The 14952-nt window shown below is 37.3% G+C and carries 13 protein-coding genes; 12 read left to right on the forward strand and 1 reads right to left on the reverse strand.

Annotation, left to right across the window (positions count from 1 at the left end; all coding sequences use genetic code 11):
- Positions 1-55: 55 nt before the first annotated feature.
- The gene (locus LS41612_RS04190) at positions 56-2242 is read left to right on the forward strand and encodes a YhgE/Pip domain-containing protein (protein WP_024363871.1); all 2187 of its coding nucleotides are present in this window, start codon (positions 56-58) and stop codon (positions 2240-2242) included.
- A 474-nt stretch (positions 2243-2716) separates the two neighbouring features.
- Here the strand turns inward: LS41612_RS04190 and yhfH are convergent, their stop codons facing one another.
- Positions 2717-2842: a protein YhfH gene (gene yhfH, locus LS41612_RS04195; RefSeq protein ID WP_069514604.1), complete on the reverse strand. Its 126-nt coding sequence runs from the start codon at positions 2840-2842 to the stop codon at positions 2717-2719.
- 142 nt (positions 2843-2984) lie between these two features.
- Here yhfH and lplA point away from each other — a divergent pair, with 142 nt between their 5' ends.
- The 11 genes from lplA to cccB all read left to right on the forward strand — a co-directional run bounded on the left by lplA (position 2985) and on the right by cccB (position 14918).
- Complete coding sequence (lplA, locus tag LS41612_RS04200; RefSeq protein ID WP_024363872.1) at positions 2985-3977, forward strand: lipoate--protein ligase; 993 nt, start codon at positions 2985-2987, stop codon at positions 3975-3977.
- Between the two features lie 220 nt (positions 3978-4197).
- Entirely contained in the window at positions 4198-4902 is a 705-nt protein-coding gene (locus LS41612_RS04205; RefSeq protein ID WP_024363873.1) for a response regulator transcription factor, read from the forward strand.
- Complete coding sequence (locus tag LS41612_RS04210) at positions 4902-5885, forward strand: sensor histidine kinase (protein ID WP_024363874.1); 984 nt, start codon at positions 4902-4904, stop codon at positions 5883-5885. Before LS41612_RS04205 ends, LS41612_RS04210 begins: the two co-directional genes overlap by 1 nt.
- A gap of 11 nt (positions 5886-5896) precedes the next feature.
- Positions 5897-6328: a hypothetical protein gene (locus LS41612_RS04215; protein ID WP_024363875.1), complete on the forward strand. Its 432-nt coding sequence runs from the start codon at positions 5897-5899 to the stop codon at positions 6326-6328.
- A gap of 12 nt (positions 6329-6340) precedes the next feature.
- Positions 6341-7117 (forward strand): ABC transporter ATP-binding protein, encoded by a 777-nt coding sequence (locus LS41612_RS04220; RefSeq protein ID WP_024363876.1) that lies wholly within the window; start codon positions 6341-6343, stop codon positions 7115-7117.
- On the forward strand, positions 7089-9029 hold the full coding sequence (locus LS41612_RS04225) for an FtsX-like permease family protein (RefSeq protein WP_024363877.1): 1941 nt from the start codon (positions 7089-7091) through the stop codon (positions 9027-9029). The genes LS41612_RS04220 and LS41612_RS04225 overlap by 29 nt, the downstream gene beginning before the upstream one ends.
- A 141-nt stretch (positions 9030-9170) precedes the next feature.
- Entirely contained in the window at positions 9171-10718 is a 1548-nt protein-coding gene (locus tag LS41612_RS04230; protein WP_024363878.1) for a fatty acid--CoA ligase family protein, read from the forward strand.
- Positions 10719-11024: 306 nt separating this feature from the next.
- Positions 11025-11672 (forward strand): VTT domain-containing protein, encoded by a 648-nt coding sequence (locus LS41612_RS04235; RefSeq protein ID WP_370510660.1) that lies wholly within the window; start codon positions 11025-11027, stop codon positions 11670-11672.
- Between the two features lie 498 nt (positions 11673-12170).
- On the forward strand, positions 12171-13400 hold the full coding sequence (locus LS41612_RS04240) for an EAL and HDOD domain-containing protein (RefSeq protein WP_024363880.1): 1230 nt from the start codon (positions 12171-12173) through the stop codon (positions 13398-13400).
- 292 nt (positions 13401-13692) lie between these two features.
- Positions 13693-14541 carry a YitT family protein gene (locus tag LS41612_RS04245; protein ID WP_024363881.1) on the forward strand — a complete coding sequence of 283 codons (849 nt, stop codon included), beginning with the start codon at positions 13693-13695 and terminating at the stop codon, positions 14539-14541.
- Positions 14542-14591: 50 nt separating this feature from the next.
- Positions 14592-14918 (forward strand): cytochrome c551, encoded by a 327-nt coding sequence (cccB, locus tag LS41612_RS04250; protein WP_024363882.1) that lies wholly within the window; start codon positions 14592-14594, stop codon positions 14916-14918.
- Positions 14919-14952 lie beyond the last annotated feature (34 nt).

The raw sequence follows: 14952 nt of genomic DNA on the forward strand, positions 1-14952 counted from the left end.
CAGTAAAATGACCAAATGACGTTTTCGGTCAATTAGTATAGGAGTGAGAAAAAATATGATTAAAGCTGAATGGCTGAAAATCCTTAAAACAAGAAAAATGCTTGTTTCAATAATCGCTGTTCTATTTATTCCGGTCATGTATGCAGGCATGTTTTTATGGGCGTTTTGGGATCCATATGCAGGCATGTCTAATTTACCGGTAGCGATTGTTAATGATGATAAGGGTGCAGAAATGGATGGAGTGAAGTTGGACTTAGGAGATACCTTAGTCGATAAACTCGTCGATAGTAAGCAATTTGACTTTATAGAAGTGTCAAAAGAAGAAGCGGAAAAAGGATTAAATGGTCGAGACTATTACATGATTTTAGAAATCCCAACAAATTTCTCAGAGCATGCTACGACTTTACTTGATGACAAACCTTCTAAATTAGTCATGAATTATATTCCGAATGAAGGCTTGAACTTCTTAGGAGCACAAATTGGCGAAACAGCAATGGATCGCATTCGTGCGGAAGTAAATACGCAAGTTTCTGCTACATATGCAGAGAAATTATTTGATTCTATTGCCACATTAGGAGATGGCTTTACAGAAGCAGCTGATGGTTCTGTTAAGTTAGACGAAGGCGCTAAAAAAGTAGCAAATGGAGCGAAAGATTTAAAAGGATATTTAGAACAGTTAGCTTCTAGCACAATTGAACTTTCTGATGGTACAGATAAAATTACCAAAGGTGCAGCGCAAGCAGCTAATGGTGCTAACGACTTATCAACGGGTCTTGTGAAATTAGAAAATGGTACAGTGCAGTTACAGCAAGGTGCACAGCAGGCAGCTGCAGGTGCAACAAGTCTTCAACAAGGTCTATCTCAATACACACAAGGTGTAGCGAAAGTAGAAGCAGGCCTTACAACAATAACTGAAAAACAACAGCAAATTATTGCTGGTGCAACATCTGTTGCTGAAAATGCTGGTAAGCTAAACAGTTCAGCAAATCAGTTATCTAATGGTTCTGCACAAGTAGAAGCGGGTATTGCGGCTCTAACAGCACAGTTAAAAAGTACAATTGATGCAATGCCAGCAGAGCAAGCCGCTGCTTTAAAGCAAACGTTAGCTGAGCTACAAGCTGGTAGTACCAATGTGCACAATGGTTTAAATGCATTAGCAGCAGGTACTGAAAAATTACAAGCTGGTGCTAACCAAGTTAGCGGTGGTGCATCACAAATTGCTGCAGGTCAAAAAGATGTTTTAGCTGGTGCAAATGCATTAGCAGCAAAAAGCAATGAACTAGTTCAAGGTGCACAAAGCCTTCAAGCTGGTAACGCCACTCTTGCTAGTAAACTAGGTGAATTACATGCAGGTGTAAACACAGCTGTTGCTGGTTCACAAACATTAGCTTCAGGATTAAATGACTTAGCGAGTGGTACAACAACATTGAATAAAGGTACTTCAACACTTGCTTCAAAATCTGGCGAGTTAGCACAAGGCTCTGCAACACTTGCTGATGGGTCAACTGAACTTGCCGATGGTACAGCGACACTATCTAGCAAATTAGGTGAAGCTAGTGAAAAAGCAAACGAAGTACATGCAAATAATGACACATATGATATGGTCGGTAGTCCGGTTGAAGTAGAAAAAGAATCAATCAACCATGTTCCAAACTATGGTACAGGTTTCGCACCTTACTTTATTTCACTTGGATTATTTGTTGGAGCACTGCTAATTTCAATCGTATTCCCACTTGTAGAACCTGCAATTCGTCCGAAAAATGGCGCATCATGGTTTACAAGTAAAGTGACAGTCCTTGCATTCGTAGGTTTAGTGCAAACATTATTAACAGTAGCCATTGTAAAATGGGGCTTAGGTCTTGAAGTACAAAATTTAGGTTACTTTGTACTAACGGCGTTACTAACAAGTTATGTGTTCCTAGCTTTAATTCAAATGTTAGTTTCTATTTTCGGTGATCCAGGTCGTTTCATTGCCATTGTTGTACTGATTTTACAACTTACAACAAGCGCGGGTACATTCCCACTTGAACTGATTCCGTCACCATTGCAAGTATTTAATAAATTATTGCCAATGACATATACTGTTCAAGCATTTAAAGCAAGCATCTCAACAGGCGATATGACGTATTTATGGCAAAACTATGGTATGTTATTTGGCTACCTAATTGTGTTCTTAGTCATTACTTTTGGTTATTTCATGTTATTACACACAAAACGTTACTCAAAAGTAGCGGAAGATTAAAAACACTTTGCACCCATCATTTACTTGGTGGGTGTTTTTTAGTGCCTGTCACTCAAACAATTTAGTACCTAGCATAATATAGGCTCCTAAATCGTAAAAATCCACTTCGCTTTTCGCGGGCACAGTGTAAGCCACAACCCTCGCTGTCGCGCGGTTTGTTGCGTCTTACAACTTGCGCTGTTCCCGCAGGAGTCTACGTGGATTTTTACTTAGTAAGCTATAAAATGTACAGCTAGCATGGAAATTGTATTAGTGTCTGTACCCGCCCTAATGTCATGGCTGGCGCATATGCAAAGTGCCAGTCACTCAAACAATTTCATTTTAAATGTAAAACAGCAGCTGATATGAGCGTATCAGCTGCTGTTTTGTGTAAGTGTAAGAGATTTAATTAATGGTTCATCATAAATGTATGATGAGTGGTGTCATTATTAGTTCGTGTGGGGCACGAAATGACGTTACAGCATAGGCAAATGCTTATAGGCAGTTACATTTTTCACAAGTGTTGCTGTAGCATTCGCTTTGTTCTTCGATCTTTTCACCGCATTCTGTGCATTGTTTTGCAGGTAAGTTCTTGAAAAATTCAACTACGTTTTCTAACATTGTGGACTCCTCCTTTAAGTTCATCTGTACTATTACTGTTTTATTATTTTATAGTGTATTATAACAGATGCGTTTCGTCAACACAAAATGCCTAATTTACGTTAAAATAAAATATGGATATTTTGTGAAGGAGGAAACGACTATGATTTTCGTTGATAATAAAGGGATTCATGATCCACGCATTAACCTTGCCATTGAGGAGTATTTACTAAAGACAATGGATGTAGAGAAGGAACCGGTGCTGTTATTTTACATAAATCAGCCATCTATTATTATTGGGAAGAACCAAAATACGATTGAAGAGATTAATACAGATTATGTTGAAGATAATGGTATCATTGTTGTGCGCCGCCTTTCTGGTGGGGGTGCGGTGTATCATGACCTTGGAAACTTGAACTTTAGCTTTATTACGAAGGACGATGGCGATAGCTTTATGAATTATAAAAAATTCACACAGCCAGTTGTCGACGCGCTTGCAAAAATGGGCGTAAATGCGGAGTTATCGGGTCGTAATGATATTTTAGCTGAAGGGCGTAAAGTATCTGGTAACGCGCAGTTTTCTACTAAAGGTCGCATGTTTAGTCATGGGACATTACTGTTTGATACAGAAATAGATGCAGTTGTATCTGCATTGAAAGTAAAGAAAGATAAAATTGAATCAAAGGGTATTAAATCCATTCGTTCACGTGTAGCAAATATTTCTGAGTTTTTAAAGGATAAAATGACCGTTGAAGCATTCCGCTTAGAAATTTTAAAATCTATTTTCGGTGGAGAAGAAAACATTCGCTATCATGAGCTTTCAGAAGAAGACTGGGCAAATATACATCAATTATCTGCTGAACGCTATCAAACTTGGGAATGGAACTACGGGAAATCTCCTCGCTTTAATATTCAAAAAACACATCGTTTCCCTTCAGGCGGGATTGACATTCGCTTAGAAGTGAATCATGGTGTGATTGAAGAAGCACATATATTCGGTGATTTCTTCGGTGTAGGCGATATTGCAGATGTTGAGCAACGCTTAGTTGGTACAAACTATGATCGTGCTGCGATTGCGATGTCATTAGCGGATATCAATATCCCAACATACTTTGGCGGCATTTCTACAGAAGAGTTTTTACAATTAATTTATTAACAGTAGACAAAAAATAGTTGGCTAATGCCTTTTCCTAAAAAAGATATTTTAGCCTAACTTGGCGTATAATGTAGGCGGTTATGCTGTGGAAAAATTAAAGTCTAAACATGATGGAACCGTTGAACTTGAAGTTACCAATATATTCACAATAAATAGGGCACGCGCAATTAGGGCGCGTAGCCTTTTTTTGGTACAATATATGATAGAAAGGAGTGTCATTATGGAGAAGCATCGAATATTTATTGTCGAGGATGATGTGAAAATTGCATCATTGCTTGCAGAAACACTGAGAAAATATCAATACGAAGTGGAAACGATTCAAGAATTTGAACACTTAATAGAAGAATTTACAGCCTTTAATCCACATATGGTATTGCTTGATATAAATTTACCTGCGTATGACGGCTATTACTGGTGTCGTCAGCTACGTCAACATACAACATGTCCTATCATTTTCATTTCAGCGCGCTCTGGCGAAATGGATCAAATTTTTGCGCTTGAAAATGGGGGTGACGATTTTATTACAAAGCCATTTAATTACGAAATCGTTCTCGCTAAAATCCGTAGTCACTTGCGTCGTACATATGGAGAATATGCCGCTAGACAAGAAGAACGGACGATTAAACAAGGACAGCTTGTACTGCATTTAGAGCGTATGGAGCTGCACAAAAATGATTTAGAAATTCCATTACAGAAAAAAGAATGTATTATTTTAGAATTGTTAATGGGCCATGCACCCAAAGTAGTAACACGTGAGCAACTGCTAGAGGAGCTATGGGACGATCAAGCATTTGTCGATGAAAATACGTTAAATGTGAACATGACACGTGTTCGCAAGAAGCTAGCCGATTATCATATTGCCTCAACAATTGAGACGGTTCGTGGAGCAGGCTATCGTTTTATATTAAGTGCGGGTGAGTTGTAATGGGCTGGAAATTATTTTTACGTGATTATGCAACATTTTTTATTTTTCAACTGATTTTAGTCGGTTTTATTATGGTGTTGTACTGGCTCGATGGCTTTCGTAACGTCGATACGGCTATTTATTCTGTAAGTATTAGCTTAGTATTACTATGCTCTTTTTTACTTATTCGTTATTTAATGCGCCAAAGTTATTTGGGTAAAATATTACATCTTCCAAAATCAATGGAAGATGTGTTACAAAAAAATGCCAAAACACCAGAAGCGGTGCAAGTAGAAAAATATATGCATGAACTGTACCGACTGTATCAGCATGAGCTTCATTCCTTGTATGCTAGCCAAAAGCGCCACGATCAATTTATGAATCAATGGGTACATCAAATGAAAACGCCTATTTCTGTCATTGAGATGCTATTGCAGGATGAACGCCCTCTTGATAAAAAGAATGTGCAAGAAGAAATAGATCGTTTACGTAGAGGATTGGATATGGTGCTTGTTAACGCACGTCTTGAAAACTTTGAAGAGGATATGCAAGTCGAACAAATTCCGTTAAAAACAATTGTTACTGCAACTGTTAATGAAAATAAACGTTTATTTATTACGAATCGTGTTTTTCCAGAAATCCATATTGAGGACGATATTATCGTAGCAAGTGATTCAAAGTGGCTTCGATTTATCATCGGGCAATTTGTAACAAACGCAGTTAAATATACATTTGAAGAGAATAAAAAGATCGTGATGTCTGCTATTAAACAAGATGATCATATTCAGTTAGCGATTTGTGATGAAGGAATTGGTATTCCCGCTTCTGACCTTTCACGTGTGACCAAAGCCTTTTTTACGGGTGAAAATGGGCGTAAAACTGGAGAATCCACAGGTATGGGCTTGTATTTAGCAAAGGAAATCTGCGGAAAACTAGGGCATCAATTGGACATTACATCAGAAGTAGGCAAAGGGACGATTGTCACCGTGACATTTACAAATTAGGGGGAGCAGAAATGGGAGAAGTACGGATTGAAGACTGGGTATTAAATATTGAATTAGATAAAACGAAGGAGTTGTACGCGTCACACACAGAACTATGTGATTGTTTGTTTTGTGAAAATTTCCGTCAGGCAAGCTTATTCCTACAAGATGAAGTTGTGCATTTTTGTGATGCACTTGGGCTAAACTTACATAAACCAAGTCTCCTAAATGCTTTCCCAGTTGAAGGCGAGCAAGTGATGTATAGTGGGCACTATGCAGTTTATGGTGAAATAATTGAAGGTGAGTTAGATGCATGGGATGTCGTAGTTGGAGAGCATTGCTTTAGTCTAGTGCAAGAAGAAGCGAAGAATGCTTCAGCCGAAATAGAACCGCACTTTCAAATTGGCTTTGAGGTGGTATTCAATTGGCTTTTACCAAAATCTATGGAATTAATCGAGAAATAAGGTGAACAAAGTATGCCTATTTTAGAAATAAAGGATGTTACGAAAGTATATGAGGGCAAGGTGACGCATCGTGCACTCAATCAATTAAGCTTTGAGGTTGAACAAGGCGAGTTTTTAGCAGTAATGGGTCCATCAGGAAGCGGCAAGACGACGTTATTAAATATTATTTCTACGATTGATGAACCAACGAGTGGGGAAATCATTTTAGATGGCATGAACCCGCATAAGCTAAATGCTACTGAACTTGCTTATTTTAGAAGAAGACAACTCGGCTTTGTATTTCAGGATTTTAATTTATTGCATATGCTTACGGTTGAAGAAAATATTGTATTGCCGTTAACGCTCGATCAGCAGCCGTTAGAAGTAATGGAGGAGCGTCTTGCAGGTATTGTAGAAAAGCTTGATTTAACGTCCTTTTTGCATAAACGTCCCAATGAAATTTCAGGTGGACAAGCACAGAGAACCGCCATTGGACGGGCGCTGATTCACAATCCGAGCCTTATTTTAGCTGATGAACCAACAGGGAATTTAGATTCGAATTCCTCGCGTGATGTCCTTGAACTATTAACAAAAATTAATAAAGAAAAACAAACGACAATCGTGATGGTGACACATGATCCAATCGCCGCAAGTTATTGTGATCGTGTGCTCTTTATTAAGGATGGGGAATTTTTCAATGAGATTTATCGTGATGATCGACGTCAAATGTTTTTCCAACGAATTTTAAATGTATTGAGCTTACTAGGAGGAGGGCAAGTAGGTGACCTTTCGACAATTCGCTTACCGTAATGTCGTACGGAACAGCCGTATTTACGGTGCCTTTTTTATGGCAAGCTTTTTTTCTGTGGCTGTATTTTTTATCTATTCAATGCTGATGTTTCATCCAGATATTGAACGAGGTATTTTAGGAGAAGTATCGTTAGTCGGCATGATTGGTGCAGAAATCGTACTTGTCCTCTTTACTTTGTTCTTTTTATATTATTCCATGAGTGCCTTTTTAGAGGCGAGATCCCATGAGTTCGCTATATTATTGCATCTGGGGATGGAAAAGCGCCAAATGAACAAACTTGTCTTTTTAGAAACGATGATTATTGGCTCTGGTTCGATTATTGTGGGCATTATTTTTGGCTTCTCATTTTCAAAGTTTTTCTTTATGATTGTTCGAGAAATTTTACATTTAGAAAATTTGCCGCTCTATGTATCTTGGCAACCTTTTTTACTTACGATAGGCGTCTTCACAAGTGCTTTTGTGGTTATTTCGTTTATTAGCGTATATTTTACACGTGAGAGAAAATTGCGAGATTTAATCAAAGGGAATGATTATTTAACTAGTGTGGCTAGTTATTCAAAGATTCGCGCAACATATGGTGTTATTTTGATTTTAGCAACGTATGCATTGGCAGTTATTGTTTCTCATACGACGATGATAGGTTTAACTTTATTGATTCCTTTCTCGGCAACATTTGGAACGTATTATTTTTTTAGTGATTCAGTACCATTCTTTTTAGAAATTGCTCGTGGGAAGCGTAAATTTCATTGGCGACGTTATCGCTTATTATCTTTAGCCGAGCAGACACATATTATGATGGATAATGTGAAAATGTTTTTCGTTGTTACAATGGTTTCGACACTGGCGTTTTTATCAGTCGGTGTTTTAGCTACAATGTCTTCTTATACGACGCAATATGACCGATTAAATCCATTAGGGCTTATTTATAAAGGAGATATTAATAATCCGTTTGAGGCTGAGCATATCAATTCTTTGCGTATGCAGTTAGAAGACAAGGGTTTATCCTATCATTTATCCCGTTTTCTTGTTGTCAAGCAAACATCCTCCTTTACACACAATGAGGTGGAAGTATTCCGCGAATCTGATATGAATGTTTTGTTGTCTTCTTTTAACTATCCGTTAATTGATTTGGCGTCTGGTGAAGCAGTGTTTATACCATATTCCGAAGAGTCTTTGAAGAAACTTAAAAATATAGTAGTCCATACAATTTTAGAAGAAAACGAAATTCCAATTACCATTGATAGTGTATATCCTAAAATCGTATTCCCAGGTTCCATTGTTAGTGTAAACTCGATTGTGATCAGTGATGAAGACTTTGGGAAGCTTGTAAAGCCGATTACTAGTAAGGACGCTTTGCAACCCGTCTATCATTTATTTACATTCGATATTCCACAGTGGATGGAGACGAAGGAAATTGGCAAGGACATAGTGGACGATGCCTCAACGGAATATTTTTATAGTATAAAAAAGGGCAAGCATAGCCCATTTTATTTTGAAAATGCAGGATTAAATTATTCTTATATATTAGCTACCTACTCATTATTTACATTAGTTGGTGTTTTAGTGGCCACTGTATTTTTACTAGCTGCTGGTAGTTTTATTTACTTTAAATTGCATACCTCACTTGAACGAGAAAAGCGGAAATTTGATGTGTTAAAACGCATGGGCTTAACAGATATTGAGTTGAAAAAGCTAGTCAACCGTCATTTATTCCCACAATTTTTCTTACCGTGGGGCGTTGCTATGATGCACAGTGGCTTTGCTTTCTTTATGGTACAAGGCATTTTAAAGGACATTGCTAATATTTCAATTGTTAAAGAAGTGTTCTTTGCATTTGGCTTTTTTGTCCTAATACAGGTTATCTATTTTTACTTAATTCGTTGGCGTTACATCTCCCATATCCGTTCTTAAAAATACGTACAAAAGAGAAAAAAGTGAATTTTTTAAAGGTAATATTGACACGAAATAAAAAGTTTCATTGTTTTTTAGATATATTTCTTATATAATATTACTGAATAACGATTCATTTTATACGATAAGGGGATGGTGTAATTGAATTTAGTTTCATGTGTTCGTCAACAAGCAGCAGAGCAGCCGGAAAAAATTGCGTATCATTTTATGGGGAAAGATACTTCATATGGGGAATTTGAGCACACAGTTGGCCGCTTTGCACAGGGGTTACAAGATTTAGGGGTACAAAAAGGGGACCATGTGGCGTTTTTACTCGGCAACACGCCACATTATTTAATCGCATTATATGCAACGATGCGTCTAGGAGCAACAGCAATTCCTGTGAATCCAATCTATACGCCCGATGAGATATCTTATATTTTACGAAATGGTGATGTTAAGGCGGTTATTGCACTTGATGCATTGCTTCCATTAGTAGAAGTAGGTGTACAGGCATTCCCAGAAGTAGTGACATTTGTCGTTTGTGAAACAACAGCAGATGTAGCTGAAAAAATAGCGGCTTTATCGGAAGAGGCAAAAGCGAAAACACATTTATTTTCGCATATTGTTGCAAGTGCCACTGGATCGTTAGAACCGGTAGACATCGCACAAGATGATACGGCTATTATATTATACACTTCGGGAACAACAGGCAATCCAAAAGGTGCCATGCTGACACACGGAAATGTTTATTCAAATGCACGTGATGTCTCAACGTATTTAGGGTATCGAGCAAATGATCGTATTATTGCAACATTACCAGTTTTCCACGTGTTTGCATTAACAGTCGTAGTCAATGCACCATTGATTAGTGGAGCAACCGTTTTACTTACACCTCGCTTTAGCCCAAGTGAAATTTTCACATTGGCGAGAGAGCAACAGGCGACTGTCTTTGCGGGTGTGCCTACGATGTATAACTTTTTGTATTTATTACCAGAAGGCAAACCGGAAGATTTTTCAACAATTCGTTTAGCCATTTCAGGGGGCGCATCATTACCTGTTGCACTATTACATAATTTCGAGAAGAAATTTAATGTACGTGTATCAGAGGGCTATGGTTTATCAGAAGCTTCACCGGTAACATGTTTCAATCCATTAGACCGTGAGCGAAAAGCTGGCTCTATCGGTACATCGATTAATAACGTTGAAAATAGAGTGGTCGATGTTAATGGTATAGATGTTCCTGTCGGTGAAGTTGGTGAGTTAGTTGTTCGTGGTCCAAATGTCATGAAAGGCTATTATAAAATGCCTGAAGAAACGGCGATGGCCATTCGTGATGGTTGGCTTTACACAGGGGATCTTGCAAAAGTTGATGACGAAGGTTATTTCTATATCGTCGATCGCAAAAAGGATATGATTATTGTTGGCGGTTATAATGTTTATCCGAGAGAAGTAGAGGAAGTTCTATTTGCTCATGATAATATCGTAGAGGCGGCAGTTGTTGGCTACCCAGACCCTAATTTTGGTGAAGCAGTACATGCATATATCGTACTCAAGGAAGTAGCGGCTACGACAACAGATGATATTTTGGCATATTGTGCAAAGCATATGGTGAAATATAAAGTGCCAAAAGTTGTGGAAATATTAGATGAGCTTCCAAAAAATACAACAGGTAAAATTTTGCGTCGTACTTTAAAAGAAAAAGTATAAACGAATTAATAAGTCAGGCCCACCACAAAAAAATTGTGGTGGGCTTGTTGTTTTGGAACAGCTACCTTTTAAATTATCAGAATTGTTTGGGTGTCTGGCACTTACGGTGAAATAAGTTGAGTGCATAGAGCTGGAGTGATAAAATCAGTCATGTGTAATCCTTCTACATACTTTAAAAGGGCTTGTCATATAGTAGGGGAGTAGTAACTTGTATACTTTGTTGTATTGTTTTGGAACCCTTTTGTGCGCAACAACGTCCAAGCTATTAAGAAAAATTAAATTGAAAGAGAGCATACAAAACCAATGATAGGACTCATCCAAGAGTTAATAAGTTTTATAATGCATATTGATGTGCATTTGGAAGAAATCATTCGTGATTTTGGTAATTGGAGTTATCTTATTCTATTTGCCATTGTCTTTGTTGAAACAGGTGTCGTGATTTTCCCATTTTTACCAGGTGACTCATTACTTTTCGCAAGTGGTACATTAACAGCTGCAATGGGCGCCTTTGACTTATGGATACTAATTCCTGTATTTTTGGCAGCAGCAATTTTAGGGGATACAATGAATTACCATATCGGTCATAAAGTTGGGACATCGATTCCTCCGAAAAGTTTTTTAGGTCGGATTGTTAAAAAAGAACGTATGGAAGCAGCGGAGAAATTTTTTAACACGCATGGTGGCAAAACAATTGTAATTGCTCGTTTCATGCCTTTCATTCGTACGTTTATTCCGTTTGTTGCAGGGGCAAGTAAGATGCATTATAGCTACTTTTTACTGTACAACATCGTAGGCGCTGTTTTATGGGTATTCAGCTGTACACTCCTTGGATATTTCTTTGGTAATATTCCAATTATTAAAGATAACTTCTCAGTAGTGCTTATTTTAATCATAGTTATCTCAGTTATTCCGGCTGTTATTGGCGCTTTTAAATCTAAATTTGGTGGGAAATAAAAAGATGCCTCAGATAACATTTGCAGGCTGACACTAAAAGAAAATTATGTTAAGCATCATTTACACAGGCTAGCCCTACCACTATTTTTGGTGGTAGGGCTTTTTGTTATTTCCATGGTAGGAGGAAAATCTATGTTAACTTTAAAAAATCTCAACTATAGTGTCCGGCATCAATATGAAATATAAAATCTTAAAAATTTACTATCACAATGCAAAACTGTAGGATGCTATTGTCCAACCTGTTACTTTTGAAAAATCAGTATAACACCCTTTTTAGTAAATGTTGCGCAAGGTAAGCAAGTAAAAAGTAAAAGCAAATTTTTAATATAGATGCATAAAGTAGTAATGCTTTATCTTTTTTAGTCATAAAATGTAAATTATATAGGTAAATGCTAGTTTCTCAATAAGAAAAATTTATTATAGTGTTGAAAAAATAAGCGTAAGGTAATGAAAAGTGCTATAATAATTACTAGAAAATGGTGAATTGGAGGCAACGAAATGGAAGTATTCATCGGAAGACAGCCAATCTTTAATCTTCATGAACAGGTCGTTGCATATGAGTTGTTATATCGAAACAAAAATGTAAATTCATTTCCTGATGTCGATTCAGATGCTGCAACAGTGGATGTGTTAGTGAACTCATTTTTATCAATTGGTATTGAAGAGGTAACGAAAGGTAAGCCTTGTTTTGTTAATTTTACGGAAAACTTGCTTATGAGTTCAATCGATGAATTTTTAGATCCTTCGCAAGTAGTAATCGAGATTTTAGAAGATGTACCACTAACACCAAATCTAGTTAAGCGTGTCATTGAGCTGAAGTCGCATGGGTTTAAAATAGCGTTAGATGATTTTATTTTAAAAGGAAATGTACCAATATATGATACGCTTTTCCCGCATATTGATTTAATTAAAGTGGATTTCTTAATATCTTCTTTAGTTGAAAGAATGGAAATAGAAAATATGGTAAAGGAAAATTTCCCTCATATTAAATTGCTTGCGGAAAAAGTGGAAACACAAGAGCAATATAGAGTCGCCAAGCATTCAGGCTATGAGTTTTTTCAAGGTTACTTTTTTGAGCAACCTCAAATCATTAAAGCGATGGATATTCCCGCAAATGCCATCCAATATTTTCATATAATTTCGCTCTTAAAGGAAGAAGAACCGAACGTTCATCTGTTAGCAGAAAATATTGAACGGGACATATCGTTGACGTATAAATTATTACAAATGATTAATAATTCTAGTAAACGTTCAAAATCGAAAATACGCTCCATTAAGCAAGCCATTTTATTACTTGGCTTAGCAAATCTTCGCAAGTGGATTTATTTACTAGCTCTGCGTGAATTCGATGGTAGGGCAGATACAGATCTTTTTCAAGAGTTGATGCAAACATCTTTGTTCAGAGCAAAGGTTTGTGAAAAATTAGCCAAACGCAATTATAAGCAAAACTTTTCTGAATACTTTTTAGTTGGGATGTTTTCGTTAATTGATGCGATCTTACAAAGACCGATGAATGTTATTTTGCAACAATTACCTTTTTCAGAGGCGATTACAGAAACAATATTAGGTGGTCAAACAGAGATGACACCTTATCTTGAATTTAGTATTGCGCTTGGAAAATTAGATTGGCAACGATTAGAAGAATTAGCACCACAAATTAATATTGAAATGGCAAGTATTGATCTTTTATATAATGAAGCACTAGAATGGGCAGAAACATCATTATAATTAGGGAAAACGACAGTTATAGGAGTTGTAGCAAGAGGCGACTTCTAGCGAAAGGTATTCCGCACGCAAAAAAGAGGGATGTGTCCTTACGGTGCGGAGCTGAAAGTGCACCTGTAGCGGACATCAACGGCTGAGAAAAAGTGTTAGATTGATTGGGATCAATCTAGCACTTTTTCTCATTTATTCCAACTACTTTCTCTTTATCAAGATGAAGTTCTCAACGTGAAAACTATTTGCTATAATCATGTCGTCATCTTTAGAAAAATCTGATAGTTGAAGTGGGCGTGAGGAAATGAATCAAACACAAGATGTAAGGGCAAGTATTGTGGAATATGTTTATGTGATTATTGGTGCCGCAGTTGTGGCAATAGGTTTTAATGTCTTTTTACTACCAAATCAAGTAGCGTCAGGTGGAGTTAGTGGCATAAGTACCATTTTACATGGTTTATTTGGCTGGAATCCTGGCCTTGTACAATATGCATTTAATATCCCATTGTTTCTAGCAGGAGTAATAATACTTGGTAAAAAGTTTGGCGTCAAATCTTTTATTGGGACAATAACATTACCGTTGATTGTGTTATTGACAAATCACTGGGAGCCGTGGACAGATAATCCTTTACTTGGTGCGCTTTTTGGGGGAATTGTTGTAGGCTTAGGAATAGGACTTGTCTTTAAGGGGAATGCTTCTACTGGTGGCACTGATTTACTAGCCCAAATTATTACAAAGTATACCGGATTATCGCTTGGTACAAGTGTACTATTAATTGATGGAATTATCGCAATTAGTGCGGCAATTGTTTTTGACTTAGAAAAAGGGCTCTATGCGTTAATTGGACTGTACGTCACAACGAAAACGATTGATATTATCCAGTTAGGTTTTAGTCAATCAAAAATGGTTTATATTATTACGTTAAAACAAGATGAAGTGCGTGATGCGATATATGCTGAAATTGATCGTGGTGTGACAAAGTTACCTGCAATTGGCGGTTATACAGGAGAAGCACGACCCGTTTTAATGGTCGTTGTCTATCAAACAGAGTTCACAAAGCTGAAACAACTCATTAAAAACGTTGATCCATCAGCGTTTGTCATCGTTTCTGATGCTTATGAGGTGTTAGGTGAAGGTTTCAAACGTGCATAATTTTGGTATAATAGCTTGGAAAGATATTCATTTACTTAGGAGGGGTACTAATGAAAAAAGCAATGTTAACATTAGTGTTCGGTTCAGCGATTTTCTTAGCAGCATGTGGTGGTGGCGGAGATAAAGCAGCTACAGATAACAAAGATACTGCTGCTGAACCAGACGGTAAAGCAATCGCAATGAAATCATGTGTTTCTTGTCACGGTGGCGAGCTACAAGGTATGGGGAATACACCTGCACTAAACAATGTAGGTTCTCGTTTATCTGAGCAAGAAATTTTAGACGTAATTAACAATGGTCGTGGGGCTATGCCAGCTGGACTTATTAAAGGTGCAGATGCTGAAGCCGTTGCAAAATGGTTGGCTACACAAAAATAATACAATGAAAAAAACTAGCGGTTCTGGAGACCGC

This window comes from Lysinibacillus sphaericus (assembly GCF_002982115.1).
In the GTDB taxonomy this organism is placed as follows: domain Bacteria; phylum Bacillota; class Bacilli; order Bacillales_A; family Planococcaceae; genus Lysinibacillus; species Lysinibacillus sphaericus.

Excerpts from the sequence above, each read along its gene's own strand:
- LS41612_RS04205 (WP_024363873.1), top strand. The coding sequence starts at position 4,198 with ATGGAGAAGCATCGAATATTTATTGTCGAGGATGATGTGAAAATTGCA.
- LS41612_RS04240 (WP_024363880.1), top strand. The coding sequence starts at position 12,171 with ATGGAAGTATTCATCGGAAGACAGCCAATCTTTAATCTTCATGAACAG.
- LS41612_RS04210 (WP_024363874.1), top strand. The coding sequence starts at position 4,902 with ATGGGCTGGAAATTATTTTTACGTGATTATGCAACATTTTTTATTTTT.
- cccB (WP_024363882.1), top strand. The coding sequence starts at position 14,592 with ATGAAAAAAGCAATGTTAACATTAGTGTTCGGTTCAGCGATTTTCTTA.
- LS41612_RS04215 (WP_024363875.1), top strand. The coding sequence starts at position 5,897 with ATGGGAGAAGTACGGATTGAAGACTGGGTATTAAATATTGAATTAGAT.
- yhfH (WP_069514604.1), bottom strand. The coding sequence starts at position 2,842 with ATGTTAGAAAACGTAGTTGAATTTTTCAAGAACTTACCTGCAAAACAA.
- LS41612_RS04220 (WP_024363876.1), top strand. The coding sequence starts at position 6,341 with ATGCCTATTTTAGAAATAAAGGATGTTACGAAAGTATATGAGGGCAAG.
- LS41612_RS04245 (WP_024363881.1), top strand. The coding sequence starts at position 13,693 with ATGAATCAAACACAAGATGTAAGGGCAAGTATTGTGGAATATGTTTAT.
- lplA (WP_024363872.1), top strand. The coding sequence starts at position 2,985 with ATGATTTTCGTTGATAATAAAGGGATTCATGATCCACGCATTAACCTT.
- LS41612_RS04190 (WP_024363871.1), top strand. The coding sequence starts at position 56 with ATGATTAAAGCTGAATGGCTGAAAATCCTTAAAACAAGAAAAATGCTT.